Source organism: Streptomyces ovatisporus (assembly GCF_042653885.1).
GTDB lineage: Bacteria > Actinomycetota > Actinomycetes > Streptomycetales > Streptomycetaceae > Streptomyces > Streptomyces ovatisporus.
The window spans coordinates 779,482-802,307 of the sequence record NZ_JBHSFH010000007.1; the positions used below are offsets into that span (position 1 = coordinate 779,482).

At 69.7% G+C, this 22,826-nt stretch carries 21 protein-coding genes and 3 tRNA genes; 9 read left to right on the forward strand and 15 right to left on the reverse strand.

Annotation, left to right across the window (positions count from 1 at the left end; genetic code table 11):
- The 5 genes from ACFPA8_RS17275 to ACFPA8_RS17295 all read right to left on the reverse strand — a co-directional run bounded on the left by ACFPA8_RS17275 (window position 1) and on the right by ACFPA8_RS17295 (window position 2,654).
- Complete coding sequence (locus ACFPA8_RS17275) at window positions 1-816, reverse strand: ABC transporter permease (protein ID WP_386449329.1); 816 nt, start codon at window positions 814-816, stop codon at window positions 1-3.
- A complete protein-coding gene (locus ACFPA8_RS17280) occupies window positions 813-1,799 on the reverse strand; it encodes an ABC transporter ATP-binding protein (RefSeq protein ID WP_386449331.1) in 987 nt (328 codons plus the stop codon). Before ACFPA8_RS17280 ends, ACFPA8_RS17275 begins: the two co-directional genes overlap by 4 nt.
- 210 nt (window positions 1,800-2,009) lie before the next feature.
- A tRNA-Gly gene (locus ACFPA8_RS17285) sits at window positions 2,010-2,085 on the reverse strand.
- A 75-nt stretch (window positions 2,086-2,160) separates the two neighbouring features.
- Window positions 2,161-2,232 (reverse strand) — tRNA-Gly (locus ACFPA8_RS17290).
- Window positions 2,233-2,336: 104 nt separating this feature from the next.
- A complete protein-coding gene (locus tag ACFPA8_RS17295; protein ID WP_074467800.1) occupies window positions 2,337-2,654 on the reverse strand; it encodes a histone-like nucleoid-structuring protein Lsr2 in 318 nt (105 codons plus the stop codon).
- 457 nt (window positions 2,655-3,111) lie between these two features.
- Here ACFPA8_RS17295 and purS point away from each other — a divergent pair, with 457 nt between their 5' ends.
- From purS to purL, 3 genes are read left to right on the forward strand one after another with little or no spacing between them, the layout of a single operon-like run.
- Window positions 3,112-3,405, forward strand: coding sequence for a phosphoribosylformylglycinamidine synthase subunit PurS (gene purS / locus ACFPA8_RS17300; protein ID WP_386449333.1), 294 nt, complete (start codon window positions 3,112-3,114; stop codon window positions 3,403-3,405).
- Window positions 3,402-4,088, forward strand: a complete 687-nt coding sequence (purQ, locus tag ACFPA8_RS17305; RefSeq protein WP_386449335.1) for a phosphoribosylformylglycinamidine synthase subunit PurQ — start codon at window positions 3,402-3,404, stop codon at window positions 4,086-4,088. The genes purS and purQ overlap by 4 nt, the downstream gene beginning before the upstream one ends.
- Entirely contained in the window at window positions 4,085-6,361 is a 2,277-nt protein-coding gene (gene purL, locus ACFPA8_RS17310) for a phosphoribosylformylglycinamidine synthase subunit PurL (protein WP_386449337.1), read from the forward strand. The genes purQ and purL overlap by 4 nt, the downstream gene beginning before the upstream one ends.
- Before the next feature lie 85 nt (window positions 6,362-6,446).
- Here purL and ACFPA8_RS17315 read toward each other — a convergent pair whose 3' ends face one another.
- The 5 genes from ACFPA8_RS17315 to ACFPA8_RS17335 all read right to left on the reverse strand — a co-directional run bounded on the left by ACFPA8_RS17315 (window position 6,447) and on the right by ACFPA8_RS17335 (window position 12,416).
- Entirely contained in the window at window positions 6,447-7,343 is an 897-nt protein-coding gene (locus tag ACFPA8_RS17315) for a polysaccharide deacetylase family protein (protein WP_386449339.1), read from the reverse strand.
- Window positions 7,344-7,560: 217 nt separating this feature from the next.
- Window positions 7,561-9,096, reverse strand: a complete 1,536-nt coding sequence (gene arfA / locus ACFPA8_RS17320) for an arabinosylfuranosidase ArfA (RefSeq protein ID WP_386449341.1) — start codon at window positions 9,094-9,096, stop codon at window positions 7,561-7,563.
- Between the two features lie 166 nt (window positions 9,097-9,262).
- Complete coding sequence (locus tag ACFPA8_RS17325) at window positions 9,263-10,183, reverse strand: carbohydrate ABC transporter permease (protein WP_386449343.1); 921 nt, start codon at window positions 10,181-10,183, stop codon at window positions 9,263-9,265.
- Between the two features lie 5 nt (window positions 10,184-10,188).
- Window positions 10,189-11,091: a carbohydrate ABC transporter permease gene (locus tag ACFPA8_RS17330; RefSeq protein ID WP_386449344.1), complete on the reverse strand. Its 903-nt coding sequence runs from the start codon at window positions 11,089-11,091 to the stop codon at window positions 10,189-10,191.
- On the reverse strand, window positions 11,088-12,416 hold the full coding sequence (locus ACFPA8_RS17335; RefSeq protein ID WP_386449528.1) for an ABC transporter substrate-binding protein: 1,329 nt from the start codon (window positions 12,414-12,416) through the stop codon (window positions 11,088-11,090). Before ACFPA8_RS17335 ends, ACFPA8_RS17330 begins: the two co-directional genes overlap by 4 nt.
- 242 nt (window positions 12,417-12,658) lie before the next feature.
- On the opposite strand from ACFPA8_RS17335, the gene ACFPA8_RS17340 reads away from it, so the two are divergent.
- From ACFPA8_RS17340 to purM, 4 genes are all read left to right on the forward strand, one after another.
- Complete coding sequence (locus ACFPA8_RS17340) at window positions 12,659-13,666, forward strand: LacI family DNA-binding transcriptional regulator (protein WP_386449346.1); 1,008 nt, start codon at window positions 12,659-12,661, stop codon at window positions 13,664-13,666.
- A 72-nt stretch (window positions 13,667-13,738) separates the two neighbouring features.
- Window positions 13,739-14,554, forward strand: a complete 816-nt coding sequence (locus tag ACFPA8_RS17345) for a maleylpyruvate isomerase family mycothiol-dependent enzyme (RefSeq protein ID WP_386449348.1) — start codon at window positions 13,739-13,741, stop codon at window positions 14,552-14,554.
- Window positions 14,555-14,675: 121 nt separating this feature from the next.
- Complete coding sequence (purF, locus tag ACFPA8_RS17350; RefSeq protein ID WP_386449350.1) at window positions 14,676-16,259, forward strand: amidophosphoribosyltransferase; 1,584 nt, start codon at window positions 14,676-14,678, stop codon at window positions 16,257-16,259.
- 151 nt (window positions 16,260-16,410) lie between these two features.
- Complete coding sequence (gene purM, locus ACFPA8_RS17355; RefSeq protein WP_386449352.1) at window positions 16,411-17,481, forward strand: phosphoribosylformylglycinamidine cyclo-ligase; 1,071 nt, start codon at window positions 16,411-16,413, stop codon at window positions 17,479-17,481.
- Between the two features lie 159 nt (window positions 17,482-17,640).
- Here the strand turns inward: purM and ACFPA8_RS17360 are convergent, their stop codons facing one another.
- Together ACFPA8_RS17360 and ACFPA8_RS17365 are read right to left on the reverse strand one after the other, a co-directional pair.
- Window positions 17,641-17,889 (reverse strand): DUF3073 domain-containing protein, encoded by a 249-nt coding sequence (locus ACFPA8_RS17360; protein ID WP_386449354.1) that lies wholly within the window; start codon window positions 17,887-17,889, stop codon window positions 17,641-17,643.
- 284 nt (window positions 17,890-18,173) lie between these two features.
- A complete protein-coding gene (locus tag ACFPA8_RS17365; protein WP_386449356.1) occupies window positions 18,174-19,325 on the reverse strand; it encodes a Leu/Phe/Val dehydrogenase in 1,152 nt (383 codons plus the stop codon).
- A gap of 214 nt (window positions 19,326-19,539) precedes the next feature.
- On the opposite strand from ACFPA8_RS17365, the gene ACFPA8_RS17370 reads away from it, so the two are divergent.
- Both ACFPA8_RS17370 and bldC read left to right on the forward strand, forming a co-directional pair.
- A complete protein-coding gene (locus ACFPA8_RS17370) occupies window positions 19,540-20,415 on the forward strand; it encodes a DUF8083 family protein (RefSeq protein ID WP_386449358.1) in 876 nt (291 codons plus the stop codon).
- Window positions 20,416-20,947: 532 nt separating this feature from the next.
- Complete coding sequence (gene bldC / locus ACFPA8_RS17375; RefSeq protein ID WP_027749187.1) at window positions 20,948-21,154, forward strand: developmental transcriptional regulator BldC; 207 nt, start codon at window positions 20,948-20,950, stop codon at window positions 21,152-21,154.
- Between the two features lie 501 nt (window positions 21,155-21,655).
- Here bldC and ACFPA8_RS17380 read toward each other — a convergent pair.
- The 3 genes from ACFPA8_RS17380 to ACFPA8_RS17390 form a co-directional block, all read right to left on the reverse strand.
- A complete protein-coding gene (locus ACFPA8_RS17380; RefSeq protein ID WP_386449360.1) occupies window positions 21,656-21,850 on the reverse strand; it encodes a DUF6274 family protein in 195 nt (64 codons plus the stop codon).
- Window positions 21,851-21,960: 110 nt separating this feature from the next.
- Window positions 21,961-22,620 carry a mycothiol-dependent nitroreductase Rv2466c family protein gene (locus ACFPA8_RS17385; RefSeq protein ID WP_386449362.1) on the reverse strand — a complete coding sequence of 220 codons (660 nt, stop codon included), beginning with the start codon at window positions 22,618-22,620 and terminating at the stop codon, window positions 21,961-21,963.
- A 106-nt stretch (window positions 22,621-22,726) separates the two neighbouring features.
- Window positions 22,727-22,801, reverse strand: a tRNA-Asp gene (locus ACFPA8_RS17390).
- Between the last annotated feature and the right edge of the window lie 25 nt (window positions 22,802-22,826).

The window sequence follows — 22,826 nt, forward strand, 5'->3', positions numbered from 1 at the left end:
CTATCGCCTGGGCTCCCACGGGAACCACCGGCGTACAGCCAACACCGACAGCACGATCCACAACACCGCGACACCCAGCGCCTTCAGCGCCTCCTGGCCGTCCAGTGTGCCCGCCCAGCCGCCGCGCACCAGCTCCATGACCGGAGAGACGGGCAGCAGCGAACAGATGTCGGCGAGGGTGTCGGGAAAGACGTCGAGCGGGATCACGATGCCCGAGCCCACCGCGGAGATCGCGATCACAGGGAAGGTCGTGATCTGCGACGCCTCCGTCGTGCGCGTGAACGCCGCGGAGACGGCGGCCAGCCCGACCATCATCGCCATGCCCAGGATCACACCCGCGGCGACGAGTTCGGGACGATCGGGAGCACCGAGATCCATCAGGGCGGCACCGCCGACGAGCAGCAGCACGCACTGCAGCACACCCAAAACGACGGACGGCAGCGCCGCGCCCGCCAGGATCTCGCTGTCGCTCGCCTCACCGGTACGGAGCCGCTTGAGGACCAGTTCCTCGCGCCGGGTCACGTACGCGCCTGTCAGGTTGGCGTACACGGCGAAGATCAGCACGTATCCGATGGAGCCGGGGACCAGCACCGTGCCCAGCGAGAGGCCCGTGCCCTCCAGGTTCATGCCGCTGGCCGTCTGACGCATCAGGAGCGTCAGCAGGATCGGGGTGGCGAGGGCGATGAAGAGTGCCGCCTTGTTGCGGAACAGCAGCGTCAGTTCGGCCCGGCCGAGCGCGCTCATCCGGCGGGTCGCCGACGAGGTGTTCATCTTGTTGCCCGGCGCGTTCACCGGGGCGGCCTGTGTCGCGGTCATACCCGCTCCACCTCCTTCTGCTCCGGCGTGGCTCCGCCGTCGCCTGCCTGGCTGCCGGGTCCGCCCGGCGCCGCGTCGTCCTCGTCCGGCTCCTGGGCGATCTCGAGGAAGACCTCCTCGAGCGTCGCGGTGCGCGCGTGAAGGTTCTGCAGTTCGACACCGCTCTGACGGGCCCACATCAGCAGGTCGGTGAGCTCGCTCTGCAGGCTGGGGGTACGGATCTCGACCCGGTTCCCGCTCACCTCGGCGGGCGACAGCGTGGGCGGCAGCGCGGCCATCGTGAGGCCGTCCGGCAGCGAGAAGCGGATGCGGGACGGCCGTTCCGCGACGACCTGTTCGTGCGTCCCGGTGGTGACGATGCGGCCGGCGCGCATGATGGCGAGCCGGTCGGCCAGAGCCTCGGCCTCCTCCAGGTAGTGCGTGGTCAGCAGCACGGTCGTGCCCGCGGTACGCAGTTCGCGCACCAACTCCCAGGTGTCCCGGCGCCCTTCCGGGTCCATGCCGGTGGTCGGCTCGTCCAGGAAGAGCACCTCGGGACGTCCGATGAGAGCCATCGCCAGGTCCAGGCGCCTGCGTTCACCGCCGGAGAGCTGCTTCACGCGTACGTCCGCGCGCCGGCCCGAGAGTCCCACCTGGGCCAGTGCGTCCTCGATGGGGCGCGCGTCGCTCGTGCAGCCCGCCCACATCCGTACCGTCTCGGTGACGGTCAACTCGGAGGGGAAGCCGCCCTCCTGGAGCATCACGCCCGTGCGCGGCCGCACGGCACGACGCTCGGAGTAGGGGTCGAATCCGAGCACGCGGACCTTTCCCTCACTCGGCTTCGCCAGCCCTTCCAGCAGCTCGACCGTGGAGGTCTTGCCTGCACCGTTCGTCCCCAGCAGCGCGAAGATCTCACCTTCCCGGACGGAGAAGGAGACCCCGCGTACGGCTTCGAACCCCTTTGAGTATCGCCGTTTGAGTCCTTCGACCTCGATCGCATCCATGCCCTCATCCTTCCGTCCGGGCCGGGTCCTGGGGAGTGTTCGCTGTCACAAGTGCGGATGACGAACGTCATGCGAGCGCCATGCGCTTCGCACAAAGGACAGTGCGGGACGACTCCGCGAAACCGGAGGACCGGAACCCGGACCGGAACCGAACCGGAAGGGACAGGAAGACGAATAGGCCCCGGTGAGAACCGGGGCCTATTCATTGACTGGAGCGGACGACGAGGCTCGAACTCGCGACCTCAACCTTGGCAAGGTTGCGCTCTACCAACTGAGCTACGTCCGCATGCCTCCACCCGGCCTTCACCGAGTGGTGCGTCCTTCACTGTACCCGATGGGTACCGGTGCCGGTGAAGGAAAGAGCGGGTGACAGGAATCGCACACTGCGCCTCCCCCTTGGAAAGGGGGCGCTCTACTACTGAGCTACACCCGCGTGGTCCGGAAGGTTTCCCTTCGCGGTGCGCCAGACTCTAGCGGATCACCCGGGGTGCATGGCAAGTCGGGCCGCCCGGCCCGTCCGACGGGCCGGGCGGGGGGTCAGCGGGACGCGTTGAAGGCGTCGTAGATCTTCTTGGGGATGCGGCCGCGGGCCGGCACCTCGAAGCCGTTCGATTCGGCCCAGGCCCGTACCGCGCGGGGGTCGGGGGCCACGGAGGTGCGGTGGTAGGTCTTGCCCGATTTGGCCCGCTTGCGGCCGGCCTCCACAAAACGGGCGAGGTCTTCCCGCAGTTTCTTCGCGTTGTCGAGGTTGAGGTCGACCTCGTACGACTTCCCGTCGAGTCCGAAGGAGACCGTTTCCGACGCTTCCCCGCCGTCGAGGTCGTCGGAGAGTGTCACCACTACGCGTTGCGCCACGGATATCGGACCTTCCATCAGGATCGCGAAAAGGATCACTCGACTCTTCTCCGGGGACTGCATGTGGAGCCCCCGGGGAGAACGTAAGTGGTCCGAAGGATTGGGGTCGGTGTCTTTATCTTTTGTACAGCGGCATGCTTTGCAATGTGAAGCGAGAGTATTTCGACTCGCGTGTCAGACCGCAATCGCGACCATACTTTTTTCACTGCTTTTTTCCCAGAGCTGCGACTCGTCCGCCCGGAACGGCGAGGTGACCGGAAAGCTGTAGGTGCCCCATATCAACGCGCGTAGAATCTCGGGACCGGTACGCTTGCGGAGGCGTCACCGCGTTGTTGACGTTGTCCGGCGTCGTCTGAACGTTGTTCGACGTGCGGCGGGGGCGCCGGTACGCACAGAGGCATGAGGCATCACGCACCCGTGCCGGCCTCGAGCACCACCACCATCACCGGGAGTACCTGTGGCTCGCGTCGTAGTCGACGTCATGCTGAAGCCGGAGATCCTCGATCCGCAGGGACAGGCGGTGCAGCGCGCACTGCCCCGTCTCGGTTTCGAGGGCATCGCCGACGTCCGTCAGGGCAAGCGTTTCGAACTGGAGGTGGCGGAGCCCGTCACCGACGAGGCGCTGTCCCGTGTCCACGAACTGGCGGAGACGTTCCTGGCGAACACCGTGATCGAGAACTTCACCGTCCGCGTCGAGAGCGACGGCACCTCCGGCGGCGGTTCCGGGGCCGCGCAGGGAGCCGCGGCGTGACCGGCGGACTCGGCCGAATCGGTGTCGTCACCTTTCCCGGTTCGCTCGACGACAGGGACGCCCATCGGGCCGTCCGTCTCGCCGGCGGCGAACCCGTGGCGCTGTGGCACCGCGAGAAGGACCTGCGCCAGGTGGACGCCGTCGTGCTTCCCGGCGGCTTCTCCTACGGGGACTACCTGCGCTGCGGCGCCATCGCCCGCTTCTCCCCGGTGATGGAGCCCCTGCTGGAGCAGGCACGCGCCGGAATGCCGGTCCTCGGCATCTGCAACGGTTTCCAGGTGCTCTGCGAGTCGCATCTGCTGCCCGGTGCACTGACCCGCAACGACCACCTGCACTTCGTCTGCCGCGACCAGCAGCTGCGCGTGGAGCGTACGGACACCGCCTGGACGGGCGACTACGGGCCGGGGCAGGAGATCACCGTCCCGCTCAAGAACGGCGAGGGCGGCTACGTCGCGGACGAGCGCACGCTGGACGCCCTGGAGGCCGAAGGCCGCGTCGTCTTCCGCTACGTCGGCGGCAACCCCAACGGCTCCCGCCGCGACATCGCGGGCATCACCAACGAGGCCGGGAACGTGGTCGGCCTCATGCCGCACCCCGAGCACGCCGTCGAGACCCTGACCGGTCCGACGACCGACGGGCTGGGCTTCTTCACCTCGGTACTCAAGAAGCTGGTCACTGCATGACGCGCACGACACCCGCACAGCGCCCCGCTCTCGACACCGTCGAGCACGCCGCCGGCACTCCCGGGACGGACCAGCCGTGGGCCGAACTCGGCCTCAAGGAGGACGAGTACGCGCGCATCCGCGACATCCTCGGCCGCCGCCCCACGGGGGCCGAGCTGGCCATGTACTCGGTCATGTGGTCGGAGCACTGCTCGTACAAGAGCAGCAAGGTGCATCTGAAGCAGTTCGGGGAGAAGGCCCCCGAGTCCGACGCGCTGCTCGTCGGCATCGGCGAGAACGCCGGGGTCGTCGACATCGGCCAGGACTACGCGGTCACCTTCAAGGTCGAGTCGCACAACCACCCCAGCTACGTCGAGCCCTACCAGGGCGCGGCCACCGGCATCGGCGGCATCGTCCGGGACATCCTCGCCATGGGTGCGCGTCCCGTCGCCGTCATGGATCCGCTGCGCTTCGGCGCAGCCGAGCACCCCGACACCAGGCGGGTGCTGCCCGGCGTCGTCGCGGGCATCGGCGGCTACGGCAACTGCCTCGGTCTGCCGAACATCGGCGGTGAAGCCGTCTTCGACTCCTGCTACCAGGGAAACCCGCTGGTCAACGCTTTGTGTGTGGGTGTGATGAAGCACGAGGACATCCACCTCGCGCAGGCGTCCGGCACCGGCAACAAGGTCGTCCTCTACGGCGCCCGCACGGGTGGGGACGGCATCGGCGGCGTCTCCGTCCTCGCGTCCGAGACCTTCGACGAGGAAGGGCCCGCCAAGCGCCCCGCGGTCCAGGTCGGCGACCCCTTCCAGGAGAAGCTGCTCATCGAGTGCACCCTGGAGATCTTCCGGGAGCGGCTCGTCGCGGGAATCCAGGACCTGGGCGGAGCGGGCCTCTCCTGCGCCACCTCCGAACTGGCCAGCGCCGGAAGCGGCGGCATGCGCGTGGAGCTGGACACGGTTCCGCTGCGCGACTCCTCGCTCTCCCCGGAGGAGATCCTGATGAGCGAGTCGCAGGAGCGGATGTGCGCCGTCGTCGAACCGGACAAGGTCGACCGCTTCCTGGAGATCTGCGAGAAGTGGGACGTCATCGCGACGGTGATCGGTGAGGTCACCGAGGGCGACCGGCTGGAGATCTACTGGCACGGCGAGCAGATCGTCGACGTGCCGCCCCGCACCGTCGCCCACGAAGGCCCGGTCTACCACCGGCCCTACGAGCGTCCGTCCTGGCAGGACGAGCTGCAGGCCGACGACGCCGCGGCCCTGCCCCGCCCCGCGACCGGTGACGAACTCCGGGCGGCGGCGCTCGCGTTGATCTCGTCGCCGAACCAGGCCGCCAAGTCCTGGATCACCGATCAGTACGACCGCTACGTCCTCGGCAACACGGTGCTGGCGCAGCCGGAGGACGGCGGCATGATCCGCGTCGACGACGAGACGGGCCTCGGGGTCGCCGTCGCCACCGACGGGAACGGCCGCTACGCCAAGCTCGACCCGTACGCGGGAGCGCAGCTCGCGCTGGCCGAGTCCTACCGCAACGTCGCCGCCACGGGTGCCCGTCCCCTCGCCGTCACCGACTGCCTCAACTTCGGCTCGCCCGAGGATCCGGCGGCCATGTGGCAGTTCGCCGAGGCCTGCCGCGGTCTCGCCGACGCCTGCCTGGAGCTCGGCACCCCGGTCACCGGCGGCAACGTCTCCCTCTACAACCAGACGGGCGACGCCGCGATCCATCCGACCCCGGTGGTGGGGGTCCTGGGCGTCATCGACGACGTGAACCGCCGTACGCCCATCGCCTTCGCCGACGAGGGACACCTGCTCTACCTGCTGGGTGAGACGAAGGAGGAGCTCGGCGGCTCGGCCTGGTCGCAGGTCGCCCACGGCCACCTCGGCGGCCTGCCGCCCGCCGTCGACCTGGAACGGGAACGGCTCCTCGCGGAGATCCTCATCTCCGCCTCCCGGGACGGCATGATCGACGCCGCGCACGACTTGAGCGACGGCGGTCTGATCCAGGCCCTCGCGGAGTCCTGCCTGAAGGGCGGCAAGGGAGCCCGGGTGGTGGTGCCGGACGGCCTCTCGCCTTTCGTCTTCCTCTTCTCGGAGTCGCAGGGACGGGCGCTGGTGGCGGTCCCGCGGAGCGAGGAGGTCCGCCTCAACGACATGTGCTCGGCGCGCGGGCTGCCCGCCGCCCGCATCGGTGTGGTCGACGGGGACGCCGTCGAGGTACAGGGCGAGTTCAGCATTCCGCTGAACGAACTCCGGACGGCGCACGAGGCCACACTGCCGGGCCTGTTCGGTTAGGGCATGTCCGGCCGGTCTTCCCCGGCCCCTTGTCGGAGGCGGGCCGGGGGAGGGCCGCTGTGGCAGGCGGCCCTCCCCCGGGCTCTCACCTGACAGCGGGACGCATGCGGTCGCCCGACCCCCCGGCTGTTCCGGCGGCCGAGGCTCCCCGGTACGCGCCCAGGGGCCCGTCGGCCGGCGGCAGTGAGGGTCTCCAGCCTGCGTCGAGCAGTTGCGGAAGGTAGCCGTGGAGTGCGGCGACGGTCTGGGCCGCGTCGGCTCCCCCGTCGTGGGAGAGGATGATCGCCCCGGCCTGCACGTTGTCCAGGACCGTCGAGACGATCTTCGATACGCCGGGCTGCTGCCAGTCCCCGGTGTCGACGGACCATCCCAGCGGGCTCATGCCGAGGGCTGCGGACAACTCAAGCGTCTCCTCGTCCCAGTAGCCGAAGGGGGCGCGGGCCCACACCGGCGGGCTGCCGACGGTGTTCTCGATGAGCTCGCTCGTCCGGGCGAGTTCCCTGCGGGCCTTCGCGGTGCTCAGCCTGGGCAGCGCCGGGTGGCTCCACGAGTGGTTCGCTATCAGATGGCCGCCGTCGGCGATGGCCTGCAGCAGCCCGGGTTCGGCCACGGCGTTCTCGCCGAGCACGCAGAACGTGGCGGGCACCCGGTAGCGGCGCAGCACGTCCAGGATCTGGGGGGTGTAGACGGGGTCGGGGCCGTCGTCGAAGGTCAGGGCTATTCGGCGGCCTTCGGCGGCCTCCAGCGTGTAGGTGACCGATGTGGTCGCGCGGAGCGTGGGCGTCACCGAGCCCGTCTCGGGCTGCAGGCGGTACGACCGCGGGCGTATGGCGCCGCGGTGTGCGGCCCGCCTGGCGGCGCCCTTCGCGTCGGCTCCGGACCCCTGGGCGAAGGAGGTTCCGGAGTGTGCGGCGCCGGCGCCCGCAAGGAGCACCCCGCCCAGGAATATTCGTCGCGAGGTGGTGCGTGATCGAGGCGTCATACGTACGTAATGCCGTGTCTGAGCGTAATCACACATGTACGAGGTGTAATACCACCCGAGTGACCCCGTCGTGTCACTGCCGCCGGGGACTTCCGCCCTGATAACGGGCCGTCCCGGCGGGCGGGCCCGGTGACCTGCGGCACGAGCGGCGCCTGCCCGCGAGCGCCAGGAGCTCGCGGGCAGGCGCCCCTCCGCGCCGATCGTCAGGCGTCCGGCGTCACGCCCGGTCCTCCGGGGCCAGCCTGATGACGCTCCACGACACGGGGGGCAGCACGGCCTCCAGCTCGCCGTCGCCGGTGACGCGGGTCTCGCGTACGGGCCGGGGTGTGACGCGGTCCGGGTTCTCCTCTGTGTTCGCCGCGTCCGGGTCGGCGTCCGCGATCATCAGGTGCTCCACGACGCGGTACCGGGAGGCGAAGCCGCGCAGGGCCGCGCGCAGGCCCAGGTCGTGCTCCTGGCCGCGGTTGACCGCCAGCACGGTCAGCGCGCCCGTCTCCGGGTCGAGCGTCGTGGCCGTGTCCAGGGCGTCCACGGGCCCGTACTGGCGGGTCTCGATCAACGGCCCGGAGACCTCGGTGCGCAGCACGGTCCCCCGCGCGTACTTCGCGGTGAGCGCGAAGGGGTGGAAGGTCGTCTGCCGCCATGAAGGGCCGCCGGGTTCCGAGCGGATCGGGCCGATGACGTTGACCAGCTGCGCCAGACAGGCGATCGCCACCCGGTCCGCGTGCCGCAGCAGTGTCATCAGCAGGGAGCCCACGACCGCCGCGTCGGTGACGCTGTAGGTGTCCTCGATCAGCCGCGGCGTCTCCTCCAGCGGCAGGGCGCGCTCGCCCGGGAAGCGGGACTGGTACCAGACGTTCCACTCGTCGAACGAGAGCTTCATCCGCTTACGGCTGCGGCGCACGGCCCGTACGTGGTCGGCGGTGGCGACGATGTCCGAGATGTAGGCGTCCATCTGGGCACCGCTGGCGAGGAAGCCGGCCCTGTCGCCGTCCTTCTCCTCGTAGTAGGCGTGCAGGGAGAGGTAGTCGACCTCGTCGTAGGTCTCGTGCAGCACCTCGCGCTCCCACTCGCCGAAGGTGGGCATCTCCGCGTTGGAACTTCCGCACGCCACCAGTTCGATCGAGGGGTCGACCTGGCGCATCGCCTTGCCGGCCTGTGCGGCGAGCCGGCCGTACTCGACGGCCGTGGTGTGGCCCGTCTGCCAGGGCCCGTCCATCTCGTTGCCCAGGCACCACAGCTTCACGTCGTGCGGGTCGCGGGCGCCGTGCCGCACCCGCAGGTCCGACCAGGCAGTACCGCCGGGGATGTTGCAGTACTCGACGAGGGCGCGGGCCGCGTCGATGCCGCGGGTGCCCAGGTTGACGGCCATCATCGGCTCGACGCCCTGGCGGCGTGCCCAGCCGAGGAACTCGTCCGTGCCGACCTGGTTCGTCTCGATGCTGCGCCAGGCCAGGTCGAGACGGCGGGGGCGGGAATCGGCGGGGCCGACGCCGTCCTCCCAGTGGTAACCGGAGACGAAGTTGCCGCCGGGGTAGCGGACGAGACCTGTGCCGAGCTCCCGTACGAGTTCGGCCACGTCACCGCGGAAGCCGTGCGCGTCGGCGGTGGAGTGGGCCGGCTCGTAGATGCCCGTGTACACGCAGCGGCCCATGTGCTCCACGAACGTCCCGTACAGGCGGGGGTCGACGGTGCCGAGGCCGAAGTCGGGGTCGATGGTGACTCGGGCGGTGGCGGCGGGCTGGTCGGTCATGCGGTGCGTGCCTCTCTTGGTGCTCGGGCGTGCTCGTGCGGACGCGGTCACGGTCCTGGACGCGGTTGCGGGCAGTCGGGGGCGGTTGCGGGCCGGTCGGGGGCGTGCGCGGGCGTGCTCGGGCGCGGGGTCGCGGTGCGTCTCCGGGAGTGCCCGGTACCGGCTGTCACTTCAGGCCGGTGCCCGCGATGCCTTCGACGATCCGCCGCTGGAAGAAGAGGAAGACGGTCAGCAGCGGGAGAGCTCCCAGGACCGCGGAGGCCATCAGCTGCGCCTGCGGCAGCCCGAAGGCGTCCTGTACGGAGACGAGGCCCACCGGGAGGGTCATCATCTGCGGATCCGTGACGGCCAGGAGCGGCCAGAGGAAGTTGTTCCAGGTCCAGACGAAGACGAAGATCGTCACGGCGGAGATCGCAGGCCGCGAGAGGGGCATCACGATCTGCCGGTAGATTCGCAGCCAGCTCGCGCCGTCCGCCCGTGCGGCGTCCGTCAGTTCGGTGGGGATCCCGTCGAAGAACTGCTTGAAGACGAAGACGGCGACGACGTTGGGGACCTGCGGAAGGATCACCGCCCAGTAGGTGTTCAGCATGCCCGTGGCCTGCAGCGTCAGGAAGTGCGGAATCATCAGCAGCTGCGGCGGGATCATGACGCCGGCGAGGATGGCCAGGAAGACCGGGCGGCGGTGGCGGAATCGCAGCCGCGACAGGGCGAAGGCCGCCAGCGAGGCCGTGCACACGCTGAGCAGCGTCGTCAGCGCCGCGGTGATGAAGCTGTTCAGGTACCAGTACGGGATGCGGCCCGCGGCGAGGACCTCGCGGTAGTTGGAGAGCGTCGGATCGTCCGCGAGCCAGGACGTCGGATTCGTCGCCAGCTCTCCCGGCGGCCGGACGGACGTGGCGCCCGCCCACGCGAGAGGTGCCAGCCACAGCAGGGCGAGGGCGATGAGCGCGCCGAGCGTGACGCGGTTGAAGAGCCGCTCGGAGTCGACGCCCCGGCGTCCGGCGGCGCCGTGTCCTCCGCGCCCGCCGCCCGTTCCGCCGTGGGCCGCTTCAGGGGTGCCGGATGCGGCAGGGGTGAGGGTGGCCATCGTGCTCAGGCCTCCTTCTCGGTGCGCCGGATCAGGGCGAACCAGACGAGTGAGATCAGCAGGATGATGACGAACAGCAGCAGGGAGACCGTCGAGGCGTATCCGACCCGGCTGTCGGTGAATCCGGTCTGGTAGACGTACAGCAGCGAGGGCCTGGTGGAGTCCTCGGGACCGCCGTTGGTCATCATGTAGATCTGGTCGAAGACCTTGAGCGACGCGACGAGTTGGAGCACCGCCACCAGCGTCGTCGCCCGCCCCAGCATCGGGACGACCACGAGCCGCAGCCGCTGCCACGGCCCTGCCCCGTCGATCGCGGCGGCCTCGTGCACTTCGCGGGGTATCTCCTGCAGCGCGGCCAGGTAGATGACGAAGTTGAAGCCGACGGTCCACCAGACGGTCGCCGCCGCGATGGAGATCATCGCCCAGTCCGGATCGCCCAGCCAGGAGGGCGGGGTCTGGACGCCGAACCACTTGACGGTGGCCTGCGCCAGCCCGATCTCGTCCGCGTAGATCCACATGAACAGCAGCGAGATGACGGAGGAGGGCAGCATGAAGGGCGCGAAGAAGGCGAGCCGGAAGAACCACTTGCCGCGTGAGAAGCGGTCCGTCATCAGGGCCAGGACCAGCGCCAGGACGATCAGCGGCACCGTCGTCAGCACTGTGAACCACAGCGTGTTGCCGAGGCTGGACCAGAACTCGGCGGAGCCGAGCGCCTCCGAGTAGTTCTCCAGGCCGACCCAGCTTCCCAGCCCGCCCTTGACCAGGCTTCCGTTGAAGAAGCCCGCGACGGCGGTGTAGACGAGCGGGCCCAGCAGGAAGACCACGTAGAACGCCCCGAAGGGCAGCAGCATGCCGGACGCCGTCCAGCGGCCGCCTGTGGTGGTGCGCGGACCGGTCGCGGTGCTCATACGGGGGCCTCCATCTTCGCCAGTTCCCGTACGGCACCGAGCATGGCGTCCGCGGCCGCACCCGGACGGGTACGCCCGCCCAGTACGGAGGCGATGACGCCGGCGCACCGCCGGTAGAGGATGCTGTCCGCGCCCGCGTACCAGGCCGCCGGATCGTAGGCGGCGCCGTCCGCCGCGGAGGCGTAGTCGGCCTGCGGCTGCAGGTCGCCGTAGGCGTCGGAGCGTGCCGTGGGTTCCCACGCGGGGATGTGTCCGCCCTTGGCCCAGTCGAGACTGGAGTCGAGCATGGCGCGGGTGAAGTCCAGTGCCTGCTCGGCCCGTTGGGCCTTCTCGGAGGGGGCGGCGGGCAGGATGAAGGCGTGCGAGTCGGCTGCGCACGCGTAGGGGGCGTCGCGGAAGATGCGCGGGAAGGTGCGCATGCCGAAGTCCTCCTTGACGGCGTCCCGCACGGCGGGAAGCTGCCACTCCCCGTCCATCAGGAAGCCCGCCTTTCCGGAGGTCAGCAGGGTGAGGGCGCTGGTGTAGTCGATGCCGGAGGGGACCAGCTTCTCGGCGCTCATCCGGCGGATGTAGGCCAGTGCCTCCTCGGCGGCTCCCACGTCCATGACCACCTTGCGGCCGCCGTCGGTCACCAGGTCGGCGCCGAGCTGCCGGTAGAGGGACCAGAAGAGGCGCCAGTTGGTCGCGGGGTCCTTGATGGAGGCGACGGAGCCGCCCCAGACGCCGGTGACCTCTTTCGCCGCCCGCATCGCGTCGAGGAACTTGTCCGGGCCGTCGAGGTCGGTCAATTTGCCGTCGCCGTCGAGCAGTCCGGCCTTCTCGGCGACCTTCTTGCGGAAGAAGAGCACGAAGGGGTGGGTGTCCAGCGGGAGCGCGTAGAGCTTGCCGTCCAGGTGGGCCCTGCGGAAGGCGGCCTTGTTGAAGCGGGACGCGGACATGCCGTGCTCTGTCAGCTCGGCGGACGATATGTCGCGGAGCAGCCCGGCGGCGGCCAGCGTGGGCAGCCGGGACATGTGGGTGATGGCGACCTGGGGCGGGCGCCCGCCGAGCGTCGCGAGCGTGAGCTTGGTGTAGTACGGGGCGCCCCACACCAGCGTGGTCGACTTCAGGTCCGTTCCCGGGTTGCGCTTGCGGTAGGTGCCCTGCATCGCGACGAGCTGTGCGCCGTCCCCGCCTGTGAACGGATGCCAGAAGTTGAGCAGCGACGGCGGACCCGCGGATCCGGTGAAGGCCTGTCCGACTGCACTGCTGCAGCCGCTGAGCGCCCCGGTGGCGGCGAGACCGCCGACAGCGCCGAGGAACCTCCTCCTGCCCTGCATGCGCATCACGCCCGTTCAACGTTGTAATCGATCGGACGGCTCGGCGTTGTCGTCGCCGAGGTCGCCCGAAAATCAGTGTTCCAACGTTGTACTGAGGGCGTAATCTGGCGTCAACACATCCGGCAGATCTTTCTGCACCGGGTGTACGGCACAGGCTCCGTGCCCGTGGGCGTCCGCAGCCGGCCGCTCACACACCGGGCGGGGCGCGGTGGGACGAGGGCGGGGCGGTGCGGCCCGAGGGGAGTTGCATGACCGTGACGAGGCTCAAGGACGTCGCGGAGCGGGCGGGCGTCTCGATCAAGACGGTTTCCAACGTCGTACGGGGCAACGTGCGGGTGTCCGAGCCCACCCGCCGGCGCGTCCTGGCCGCCATCGCCGAACTCGACTACCGGCCCAACGCATCCGCCCGCCACCTGCGAACGGGCCGCAGCGGCGTCATCGCGCTGGCCGTGCCCGAGCTCGTCCAGCCGTACTTCGCGGAGCTGGCGACCGCGGTGATCAACGCCGCGCGCAAGCACGACGTCTCCGTCCTCATCGAGGACACCGGGGGTGACCCGGCGGCCGAACTCCGCGTCGCGTGCGGCCTGTCCGACCCCCTCATCGACGGCGTGCTGCTCTCCCCGCAACGCCTCGACCAGGCCACGCTCGCCCGTCGCGAGCGCCGCGTCCCCCTCGTCCTCCTCGGCGAACGCGACTACGAGGTGCCCGCCGACCACGTACTGATCGACAACGTCATGGCCGCTCAGGAAGCCACCGCGTACCTGATCGCGTGCGGCAGGCGGCGGATCGCCGCCGTCGGCTTCCAGGCCGATCCGCTCTTCACCACCTCGCAGCAGCGCGCTCGCGGCTACATCAAGGCGCTGGAGTCCGCCGGGCTCCGGCACGAGCCCGAACTCACCCCGTACGTCCCGGCGTTCACGCGTGCCGACGGCCTGACCGCCATGCGGAGCCTCCTCGCGCTGCGAGAGCCGCCGGACGCGGTGTTCTGCTTCTCCGACCTCCTCGCCTCGGGCGTCGTGCGCGCCACGTACGACGCGGGGCGCAAGGTGCCGGACGACGTCGCGGTGATCGGCTTCGACGACGTGGAGGAGACGCGCTACGGCGTCCCCTCGCTGAGTACCGTCGCGCCGGACAAGACACAGCTCGCGAACCTCGCTGTGGAAGCGCTGCTCGCGCGGGTGGCCGGGGACCCGGAGGCTCCGCATACGACCTTGCATGCGGAACACCGGCTGGTCACCCGGGAGAGCACAGGCTGAGCCCCCGGCAGGCCCGCCCCCTACGCCCCACACCCGCCCAGGACGAGCCGGGCACCCTCTAATCTCGTGACCATGCCGCCAGCCAAACGCAGCAGCCGTCCGCCGAAGCGCACCTACGACCCCGCGAAGGTACGGAAGGCCCTCATCGGCCAGGTCGAGGCCGTCACCGCTGCCGCACACGCGCTGACCGCCGAGCAGCGCGCCCTGCCCTCCGGCCTGCCCGGCTGGGACGTGAACCAGCTCCTCGTCCACATCGCCCTGCAGATCGACGCCGTGCCCCGCTGTCTCGCCGGCCCCGAAGCCACCGCAGGGGGCCCGGAGCTCGACCTGTCCACATGGGCGCTCTCCACGGCCACGGTGGCGGACGACCTCGACCGGGAGACGCGCGAACAGTCCGCGCGGACTGCTGACGCGATCGGCCGCATCGACGACGCCGTCGCGCAGTTCGAACCCGTCCTGGAGTCCGCTGTACGGACCGACCTGCTCATCCCGCACGGCTTCGGGGCGATGCGGATGCTCGACTTCAGCGTCACCCGCCTCGTCGAACTGGTGGTCCACAGCGACGATCTGGCGCGCGCCACCCGCACCGCCGTCACCCTCGACCGTCTCGCCCTCGCAGCCACAGTGCGCGTTCTCACGGACGCGCTCGCCGTGAAGGCCCCGGGCTCGTCGGTGGAGGTGCGCATCCCGCCGTTCGCCGTCGTGCAGTGCGTCGAGGGCCCCCGTCACACCCGGGGCACACCTCCCAACGTCGTCGAGACCGATCCGCTCACGTGGATCAGGCTGGCCACCGGACGGATCGCGTGGACGGACGCCCGCGCGGCCCACGCCGTCTCCGCGAGCGGTGAACGGGCCGACCTGGAGGGCCAGTTGCCTCTGCTGGGCTGACTCCGCCCGCATCCGGGAACCGCATCCGGGGACCGTCACCGCAGGTAGTGGCCATGTCACCCGATTCGCAGGGCATGTCCCCGATTCGGAGCAACGCGCCACCTGTCCTAGACTCGGTGACGTGCCACGTGGTGACGGACGACTCAGCCACGACCTGCTCCCTTCGGAGAAGGGCCCTCAGGACGCCTGCGGCGTCTTCGGAGTCTGGGCCCCCGGGGAAGAGGTCGCGAAGCTCACGTATTTCGGTCTGTACGCGCTGCAGCACCGCGGTCAGGAGTCCGCGGGCATCGCAGTGAGCAACGGTTCACAGATCCTGGTCTTCAAGGACATGGGCCTGGTCTCCCAGGTCTTCGACGAGACATCCCTGGGCTCCCTGCGCGGCCACATCGCCATCGGCCACGCGCGCTACTCGACGACCGGGGCGTCCGTCTGGGAGAACGCCCAGCCGACGTTCCGCGCCACCGGGCACGGTTCGATCGCGCTCGGACACAACGGCAACCTGGTCAACACCGCCGAACTCGCCGATCTCGTGGCCGCACAGTCCACGCAGAGCAACGGCCGGGCAACGAGGGTGGCGGCCACCAACGACACCGACCTGGTCACGGCGCTGCTCGCCGGCCAGGCGGACGAGAACGGCACGCCCCTCACCGTCGAACAGGCCGCCCCACTGGTCCTGCCCCGGGTGAAGGGCGCTTTCTCCTTCGTCTTCATGGACGAGCACACGCTCTACGCCGCCCGCGACGCACAGGGCGTGCGGCCGCTCGTCCTGGGCCGTCTCGAGCGCGGCTGGGTCGTGGCGAGCGAGACGTCGGCGCTGGACATCGTCGGCGCGAGCTTCATCCGGGAGATCGAACCCGGCGAGCTGGTGGCCATCGACGAGGACGGACTCCGCTCCAGCCGTTTCGCGGAAGCAAAGCCCAAGGGCTGTGTATTCGAGTACGTCTACCTCGCGCGCCCCGACACCGACATCGCCGGGCGCAACGTCTACCTCTCTCGCGTTGAGATGGGCCGCAAGCTCGCCGCCGAGGCCCCGGCGGACGCCGACATGGTCATAGCGACACCCGAGTCCGGCACCCCCGCCGCGATCGGCTACGCGGAGGCCAGCGGCATCCCGTACGGCAGTGGTCTGGTGAAGAACAGCTACGTGGGCCGTACGTTCATCCAGCCCAGCCAGACGATCCGCCAGCTCGGCATCCGTCTGAAGCTCAATCCGCTGAAGGAAGTGATCAGCGGCAAGCGTCTCGTCGTCGTCGACGACTCGATCGTGCGGGGCAACACCCAGCGCGCCCTGGTGCGGATGCTCCGCGAGGCGGGGGCCGCCGAGGTGCACGTGCGGATCTCGTCCCCGCCCATCAAGTGGCCGTGTTTCTTCGGCATCGACTTCGCCACCCGCGCCGAGCTGATCGCGAACGGCCTGACGGTGGAGGAGATCGGCAAGTCCCTCGGCGCCGACTCGCTCTCCTACATCTCCATCGACGGCATGACCGAGGCGACGACGATCCCGAAGTCGCAGCTGTGCCGGGCCTGCTTCGACGGCGAGTACCCGATGGCCCTGCCCGATCCGGAACTGCTGGGCAAGTACCTCCGGGAGCCCGAGGGCAGGATGCCCGCGTCCGGGCAGGAGCAGGCCACCGTGCCGGACGTCGACGGCGTCGGGACGCTGACCGCCGGGGTCGGCGGCGCCGACGCGCTGCGCCGCCCGTAGGCCGTGGACCGGCGAAGGCCCTCGTCATGCTTCCGTCCCGCTCGTACGGCCCTCCGCGAGTTCCGACGAACGGCCCGAGCCCCGAAGGCCCGCAGCCGAGACCCCGAGTCCTGAACCCCGAGCCCCCGACGATCCGAGAGAGCTGACCCTGATGCCTGCTGAACCTTCCGGTGCCAGTTACGCGGCGGCCGGCGTGGACATCGAGGCGGGCGACCGCGCCGTCCAGCTGATGAAGGAGTGGGTGAAGAAGGCCCAGCGCCCGGAGTCGGTGGGCGCGCTCGGCGGCTTCGCCGGGCTCTTCGACGCCTCCGCCCTCAAGCGCTACGAGCGTCCCGTGCTGGCCTCGGCCACCGACGGCGTCGGCACCAAGGTGGCCGTCGCCCAGCGCATGGACCAGCACGACACGATCGGCCACGACCTCGTCGCGATGGTGGTCGACGACCTGGTGGTCTGCGGTGCCGAGCCGCTGTTCATGACCGACTACATCTGCGTGGGCAAGGTCGTCCCCGAACGCGTCGCCCAGATCGTCAAGGGCATCGCTGAGGGGTGCGTCCTGGCGGGCTGCGCGCTCGTGGGCGGCGAGACCGCCGAGCACCCCGGGCTCCTCGGGCCGGACGAGTACGACGTCGCGGGCGCCGGCACCGGCGTGGTCGAAGCCGACGCCGTGCTGGGAGCCGATCGCATCCGTACGGGGGACGCCGTGATCGCCATGGCCTCCTCAGGTCTTCACTCGAACGGGTACTCGCTGGTCCGGCACGTGCTCTTCGAGCGGGCGGGCTGGGCCCTGGAGCGTCACGTGCCGGAATTCGGCCGCACCCTCGGCGAGGAGCTGCTGGAGCCCACCAAGATCTACTCCCTGGACTGCCTGGCCCTGGCCCGTACGGGCGATGTGCACGCCTTCGCGCACATCACCGGCGGCGGGCTCGCCGGCAACCTCGCACGTGTCGTGCCGGAAGAGCTGCACGCCCGGGTCGACCGCGGCACCTGGAGCCCCGGCGCCGTCTTCGACCTGGTCGGGAAGGCGGGCGACGTGGCGCGGCCCGAGCTGGAGAGCACGCTCAACATGGGCGTCGGAATGGTCGCCGTCGTACCGCCGGACTCGGTCGCGGGGGTGCTGGCCACCCTGGAGGACCGCGGAGTCGGCGCATGGGTGGCGGGCGAGATCAGCGAACGGGCAGGAGGCGACGAGGCGGTGACGCTCACCGGTGACTACGCGAGCTGAGCGCAGCAGCGCAAGAGTGCACTCCGGCCGCACTGTGCACAGCGTGTGGACAGGGGAAGCGCGGGCTGCCCGCCGGCTGTCGTTCCGTGAGGTCTCAGGCCCCGGAACAGCACAGAACCCGGTCCGGCTTCCGCCGGACCGGGCAGGGATCTGTGGACGTCAGCCCCGGCGTTGCGCCGAGGAACCGGAGGACCCGCCTTCGTCCTCCACGTCGTTGTACACGTCCGCGTACTGCGCGTACGGGTCGTCTTCCAGCTCATCGTCCTCGAAGCGGTCGCCGTTCGGCGGCTCGTTCGACGTCGATGCGCCCAGCTCCTCAGCCAGGCGCGACAGATCTGTCCCACCGCTGTTGTACTTCAGCTGGCGGGCGACCTTCGTCTGCTTGGCCTTGGCCCGGCCGCGCCCCATGGCTCGACCCCCTCAACGACGGGGCTCGACGGCCCCAGAGTCTTGACACGCGTTCACAATTCAGAGCGGACCCTCGAAGGAGAGACCGGCCCGTAGGGCTTCAACGGTACCTGCTTCCGCCGCCGTACGGTACGTCGCCCGCACGACACGGACGTCCACCGACGTGCCCCATGGCCTTCTCTTCGCTGGTCAGCTCTGATTTTACCGTGCGTCCGAGTATCGACCCGCCGAGGGGTGGGTGAGAACCCTCCCGGCGGGCCGGACGGCCGGTTTTCACGGCAGGCTCAGTGACCTTCGCCACCCGACATACGGGCCTCGGCGATGCGGTCGGCGGCCACGGCCGGGGGGACGCCGTCGGTCCCGGCCCGCTCGAAGATGGCGAGCGTGGTGTCGTAGATCTTTGCTGCCTTTGCTTTGGCACGCGCGAAGTCGAAGCCCAGCAGCTCGTCCGCCACCTGGATCACGCCACCGGCGTTGACCACGTAGTCCGGCGCGTAGAGGATGCCTCGGTCCGCGAGGTCCTTCTCCACGCCCGGGTGCGCCAGCTGGTTGTTCGCGGCGCCGCACACCGCGCGGGCGGTGAGCGCCGGCACCGTGTCGTCGTCGAGGGCGCCGCCCAGGGCGCACGGTGCGTACACGTCGAGCCCTTCGAAGCGGACCAGCGCGGCGGTGTCCGCAGCGATCAAGACTTCCGGGTGCGCTGCCCGGACCCGGTCGAGCGTCTCGGGGCGTACGTCCGTGACCACGACGCGTGCGCCGTCCTCCAGCAGGTGCTCCACCAGGTGGTGGCCGACCTTGCCCACGCCCGCGATGCCGACCGTACGGCCCCGCAGCGTCGGGGAGCCCCACAGGTGCTGCGCGCTGGCGCGCATGCCCTGGAAGACGCCGAAGGCGGTGAGCACGGAGGAGTCGCCGGCGCCGCCCTGCTCGGGTGACCGGCCGGTCGTCCAGCGGCATTCGCGTGCGATGACGTCCATGTCCTGCACGTACGTGCCGACGTCGCACGCCGTGACGTAGCGCCCGCCCAGTGAGGCGACGAAGCGGCCGTAGGCGAGGAGGAGCTCCTCCGTCTTGATCTTCTCGGGATCGCCGATGATCACTGCCTTGCCGCCGCCGTGGGGGAGTCCGGCCAGGGCGTTCTTGTAGGACATGCCGCGCGCGAGATTGAGGGCGTCCGTCACGGCCGCCTCCTCGGGGTTCTCCTCGCCCGCGTAGGCGTGGAACCGCGTGCCGCCCAGACCGGGACCGAGGGCGGTGGAGTGCAGGGCGATCACGGCCTTCAGACCGCTGGCGCGGTCCTGGCACAGCACGACTTGCTCGTGTCCGCCCAGCTCGGACTGGAAGAGGGTGCGCAGGATCCCTGAACCGTTCGCTCCGCCGGCGCTGACGGTGGGCGCCTGCTCGGAGTGCCGGGGGGAGGGACGTACGTCAGCCACGGTGGTGACTCCCGATGTCGCAGTTGTACGCCCTCTTTGTCGCCTTCCGTGCTTGTGGCGCGGAGCGGCGGGGAGGGCCGGTCGACAGCAGGGTACGGCCTGCGAGCGGCGGCATCGTTGCGGTGCCACGATCGGTGGTAGTCAACTGTCCTTCGGACCCGCCGGTAATGAGGGCGGGCAGCCGGTCCGTTGTCGGAGATCTTGGAGGAAACGCGTGGCTCAGCAGGCGTCGGCCATCGTCCCGTACGCCGCGTATCTGCGGGTGTACGAGCCACTGGCCGCGTTTCCCGAACCGGAGCGGGCCCACTGGGTCCGGTACGCCAAGCGGGAGCGGGTGCCCACGGCGCAGGACGAGTTGCGGCGTTCGCTGGCCGATCTGCTGCCCACTCCGCCCGTCGCCGTGCCTGTGCGGGAAAGTGCGGACGCGTTCGTCGCGGAGGTCGACGGCGTCGTCTGTGTGTGTCCCTGGCGGACACGGCTGCGCGGCTGGCAGGCGCTCGCCGCGCTCTCCCAGGCCGCGGGCGAGCAGGAGGTGGCGATGCCGCAGACGGTGCTGGACGCGGCCGTGCCCCCGGTGGTGCGCCGCCAGGCCGCCTCCGACTACGAACGGTGGCTGATCCGCAACCCGGATGCCCGGCCGTGGATCAGAACGGCGCTTTGGCACGTGCCTGTGCGCTGGTTCGTTCTTTTTTCTTCGGAAGAGAAAGAGTTTGCGAAGCCCGGAAGCGGTGAGGAGAGCGTTCAGCAGTTCGTCCTCCGCTATCGCACGCCGATGGTCCAGGCGCGGCGCCGCCTCGCCCGTGGACTGAAGGTGCTCCGCGAGGAGTTGGAGGAAGGGCCGCTCGTCGATGGCCTGGTAGACGTGGGTCGGTGGCTGGAGGAATTCCATCCACGGTCTCTCGTCGAACTGGACTACGGCGGTCTGGCGCACGCGATCCCTGAGGAGCAGCTCGCCGACGACCACTCCGCGGCCGATGTCGCGGAGGGGATCGCGGCACTGCGCGCAGGGGACGGGGAGCGGGCCGGCGAAGCGTACGAGCGACTCACGGACCGCTGGCGGGCTGTACGGGAACTGCAGTTCGCCAACTGATGCGCGGGGCCGGTCGGTGTGTTCACGGTGCGTTCGTGAACTGAACACAGGCCGGTGGTTACGGGGTTGCTTCTCGTCACGGACCTCCAGGACCAAGGTCCCGAAAGGGGTCAAAGTCCTCAAGCGTGACGGACAGCACTTTCCGGGGCCTTGCTCTCAGAGCTGTCCCTCGTGTCAAAATAGGACAAGGAGCTCGACGGGGGCTCCATCCATCCAACTATGGTCGGATAGATCGGTATTGCCTTCCTTGGTGGGTCTGATGCCGCTTGGTCACACTGTGACTGATCGTCACGGCAGGGTGACTGTCCGTTATGGGACGGTCCATCGGCTTCCGTCGAGGTTGAACACCTCAGAGGGCAATTCCATCGGTTTGGCCGACGTGGCTGGACAGATGGTGTAGTTGTAGTGCCGAGGACAAGCCGTTCGTCCTATAACCGACTCGGTCTGCCTTCGCCCATATCGGGCAAGGTGGACCAAGGTGCAGAATTCAAGGAAAGAACCGTATGGTTCGGTTCCTCCGAGGAGGCCGCTCATGACCGCTCGCACCCCTGATGCCGAGCCGCTGTTGACCCCAGCTGAGGTAGCCACGATGTTCCGCGTGGACCCGAAGACGGTCACACGCTGGGCAAAGGCAGGCAAACTCACGTCGATTCGCACACTCGGCGGTCACCGCCGCTACCGCGAGGCGGAGGTGCGCGCACTGCTGGCGGGCATCCCGCAGCAGCGCAGTGAGGTTTGATCAGGCGAAATAACTGCATATCCGGGCGTATTCGGGGCCCACACCCCGTATCGACGCCCGCGATGAGACACGTCAGGTCGCTGTCCCCAACAGTGCTTGAACGTTGATCGCGCTGGACTCCGCCGGGTCCGGCGCGATCTTTTTGTGTGCGAGAGCAGTCCCCGACGGGCTCTCAAGCGGTTGCCGGGTCCGGCCGGCCGGTGTCGCGGAGGCACGCAAGGCTGGCCGACTCCTGTTGCTGGAGAGGAAGTTGAGGCGAAGTGCCGTCTCGTTGCGGGCCTCATGGGTCGGCCCGTGGGGGATAGTGCAATTGCACATATTAAATTGACGGGTGGTGAGAAGCCCGTAAGTTCCGTCTCATCCGGAGCGGAATCGGTGACTCCCGTCACATCCCCTGCCACTTGTGGCTTGTGCCACTCTCGGGTATTGGCGTTCCCGTGCCGGGCGACTCCGGCCGGTCCCGGCCTCCTACCCAACTGCCGTATCCGGAACCGGCGTTGACTACTTGGACGCAGCAGCTTCCCCCGTGCCCCCGGACTCGTCCGGCACGCGTTCCAGCACGAGGCGCAACAGCCGGTGGCAGACCGGACAGAGGGGCGTCAGATGACGGTACCGGGTCGCGGCCGAGAGGTGCGCGCGGAGAAGGGCCGCGGTTGCGGTCCTGTCCCGGTTCGGGCCCTGCGGAGTCGTGCCCACGATCGCCCCACCTCCCCGAGGAGACGTACCGCCGGGCGGGCCGGCCGTCAAGCCGTGCCGAGCGGGGCGCACGGGGGCAGGAGAAGGCGCGCGAGATGCCTGCCGGTCCCTCAGGGAGCGGTGGGACGTGACGTCTGGACCTCGTGGAAACCGGGCGTCGAGGCCACGAGCAGGAGGCCGTCCCACAGCCGTCCGGCCTGCTCACCGGTCGGCACCCGGGAGATGACGGGGCCGAAGAACGCAGTCCGTCTCCGGTGGCCGGCCACAGCGAACCGGCCCGGCTCTCCGCTTTCGCCCGGGGGCTCGTCCACGGCGATCACCGGAGTACCGAGGTTGTCCCCGACGAGTGCGACGGCTCGGGCGTGCGAGGCCCTCACCGCCTCGTCGTAGGTGGTCGTCATGCCCGCCTCGGCGAGCGTCCGGGGAAGTCCGGCACGCTCCAGCGACTCGTGCAGGTCGTTCAGCCAATCCCGTTCGTCCGAGGCGTCCTTGGTCCACAGCGCCGTGTAGAACCTCGCCAGAGCCTCCTCGCCGTGCTCCTGGCGTACGGCGGCACAGATGCGCACCGGGACCCAGAGATAGCCCTCGGGGTCGCCCTCCGGGTCGTCGGCGCGGCCCTCGTTCAGCACGGACAGGCTCATCAGGTGCCAACTCACCCGCAGCGGCCGGACCTTGGCGACCTCCAGCAGCCACCGGGAGGTCAGCCACGTGAGCGGGCAGGAGGGATCGAAGTGGAAGTGGGCCGTGGGGATGTCCGCGGGGGCTGTCATGGCACGCTCCGGGTCGACTCGGTCCTCGGGAGCACACAACCTTCCACACGGCGGACGCGCACAGAAAGGCCCGCCCCCGGCATGCGGGGACGGGCTCGTTCTGCTGCGGTCCTGACGGGATTTGAACCCGCGGCCTCCACCTTGACAGGGTGGCGAGCACTCCAAACTGCTCCACAGGACCATGCGGCCTTGCCATGTGCCGATGC

Coding starts and splice junctions, on each gene's coding strand:
- ACFPA8_RS17275 (WP_386449329.1), bottom strand. CDS start 816: ATGACCGCGACACAGGCCGCCCCGGTGAACGCGCCGGGCAACAAGATG.
- ACFPA8_RS17280 (WP_386449331.1), bottom strand. CDS start 1,799: ATGGATGCGATCGAGGTCGAAGGACTCAAACGGCGATACTCAAAGGGG.
- purL (WP_386449337.1), top strand. CDS start 4,085: ATGACGCGCACGACACCCGCACAGCGCCCCGCTCTCGACACCGTCGAG.
- ACFPA8_RS17315 (WP_386449339.1), bottom strand. CDS start 7,343: ATGACGCCTCGATCACGCACCACCTCGCGACGAATATTCCTGGGCGGG.
- arfA (WP_386449341.1), bottom strand. CDS start 9,096: ATGACCGACCAGCCCGCCGCCACCGCCCGAGTCACCATCGACCCCGAC.
- ACFPA8_RS17325 (WP_386449343.1), bottom strand. CDS start 10,183: ATGGCCACCCTCACCCCTGCCGCATCCGGCACCCCTGAAGCGGCCCAC.
- ACFPA8_RS17330 (WP_386449344.1), bottom strand. CDS start 11,091: ATGAGCACCGCGACCGGTCCGCGCACCACCACAGGCGGCCGCTGGACG.
- ACFPA8_RS17335 (WP_386449528.1), bottom strand. CDS start 12,416: ATGCGCATGCAGGGCAGGAGGAGGTTCCTCGGCGCTGTCGGCGGTCTC.
- ACFPA8_RS17340 (WP_386449346.1), top strand. CDS start 12,659: ATGACCGTGACGAGGCTCAAGGACGTCGCGGAGCGGGCGGGCGTCTCG.
- ACFPA8_RS17345 (WP_386449348.1), top strand. CDS start 13,739: ATGCCGCCAGCCAAACGCAGCAGCCGTCCGCCGAAGCGCACCTACGAC.
- purM (WP_386449352.1), top strand. CDS start 16,411: ATGCCTGCTGAACCTTCCGGTGCCAGTTACGCGGCGGCCGGCGTGGAC.
- ACFPA8_RS17360 (WP_386449354.1), bottom strand. CDS start 17,889: ATGGGGCGCGGCCGGGCCAAGGCCAAGCAGACGAAGGTCGCCCGCCAG.
- bldC (WP_027749187.1), top strand. CDS start 20,948: ATGACCGCTCGCACCCCTGATGCCGAGCCGCTGTTGACCCCAGCTGAG.
- ACFPA8_RS17385 (WP_386449362.1), bottom strand. CDS start 22,620: ATGACAGCCCCCGCGGACATCCCCACGGCCCACTTCCACTTCGATCCC.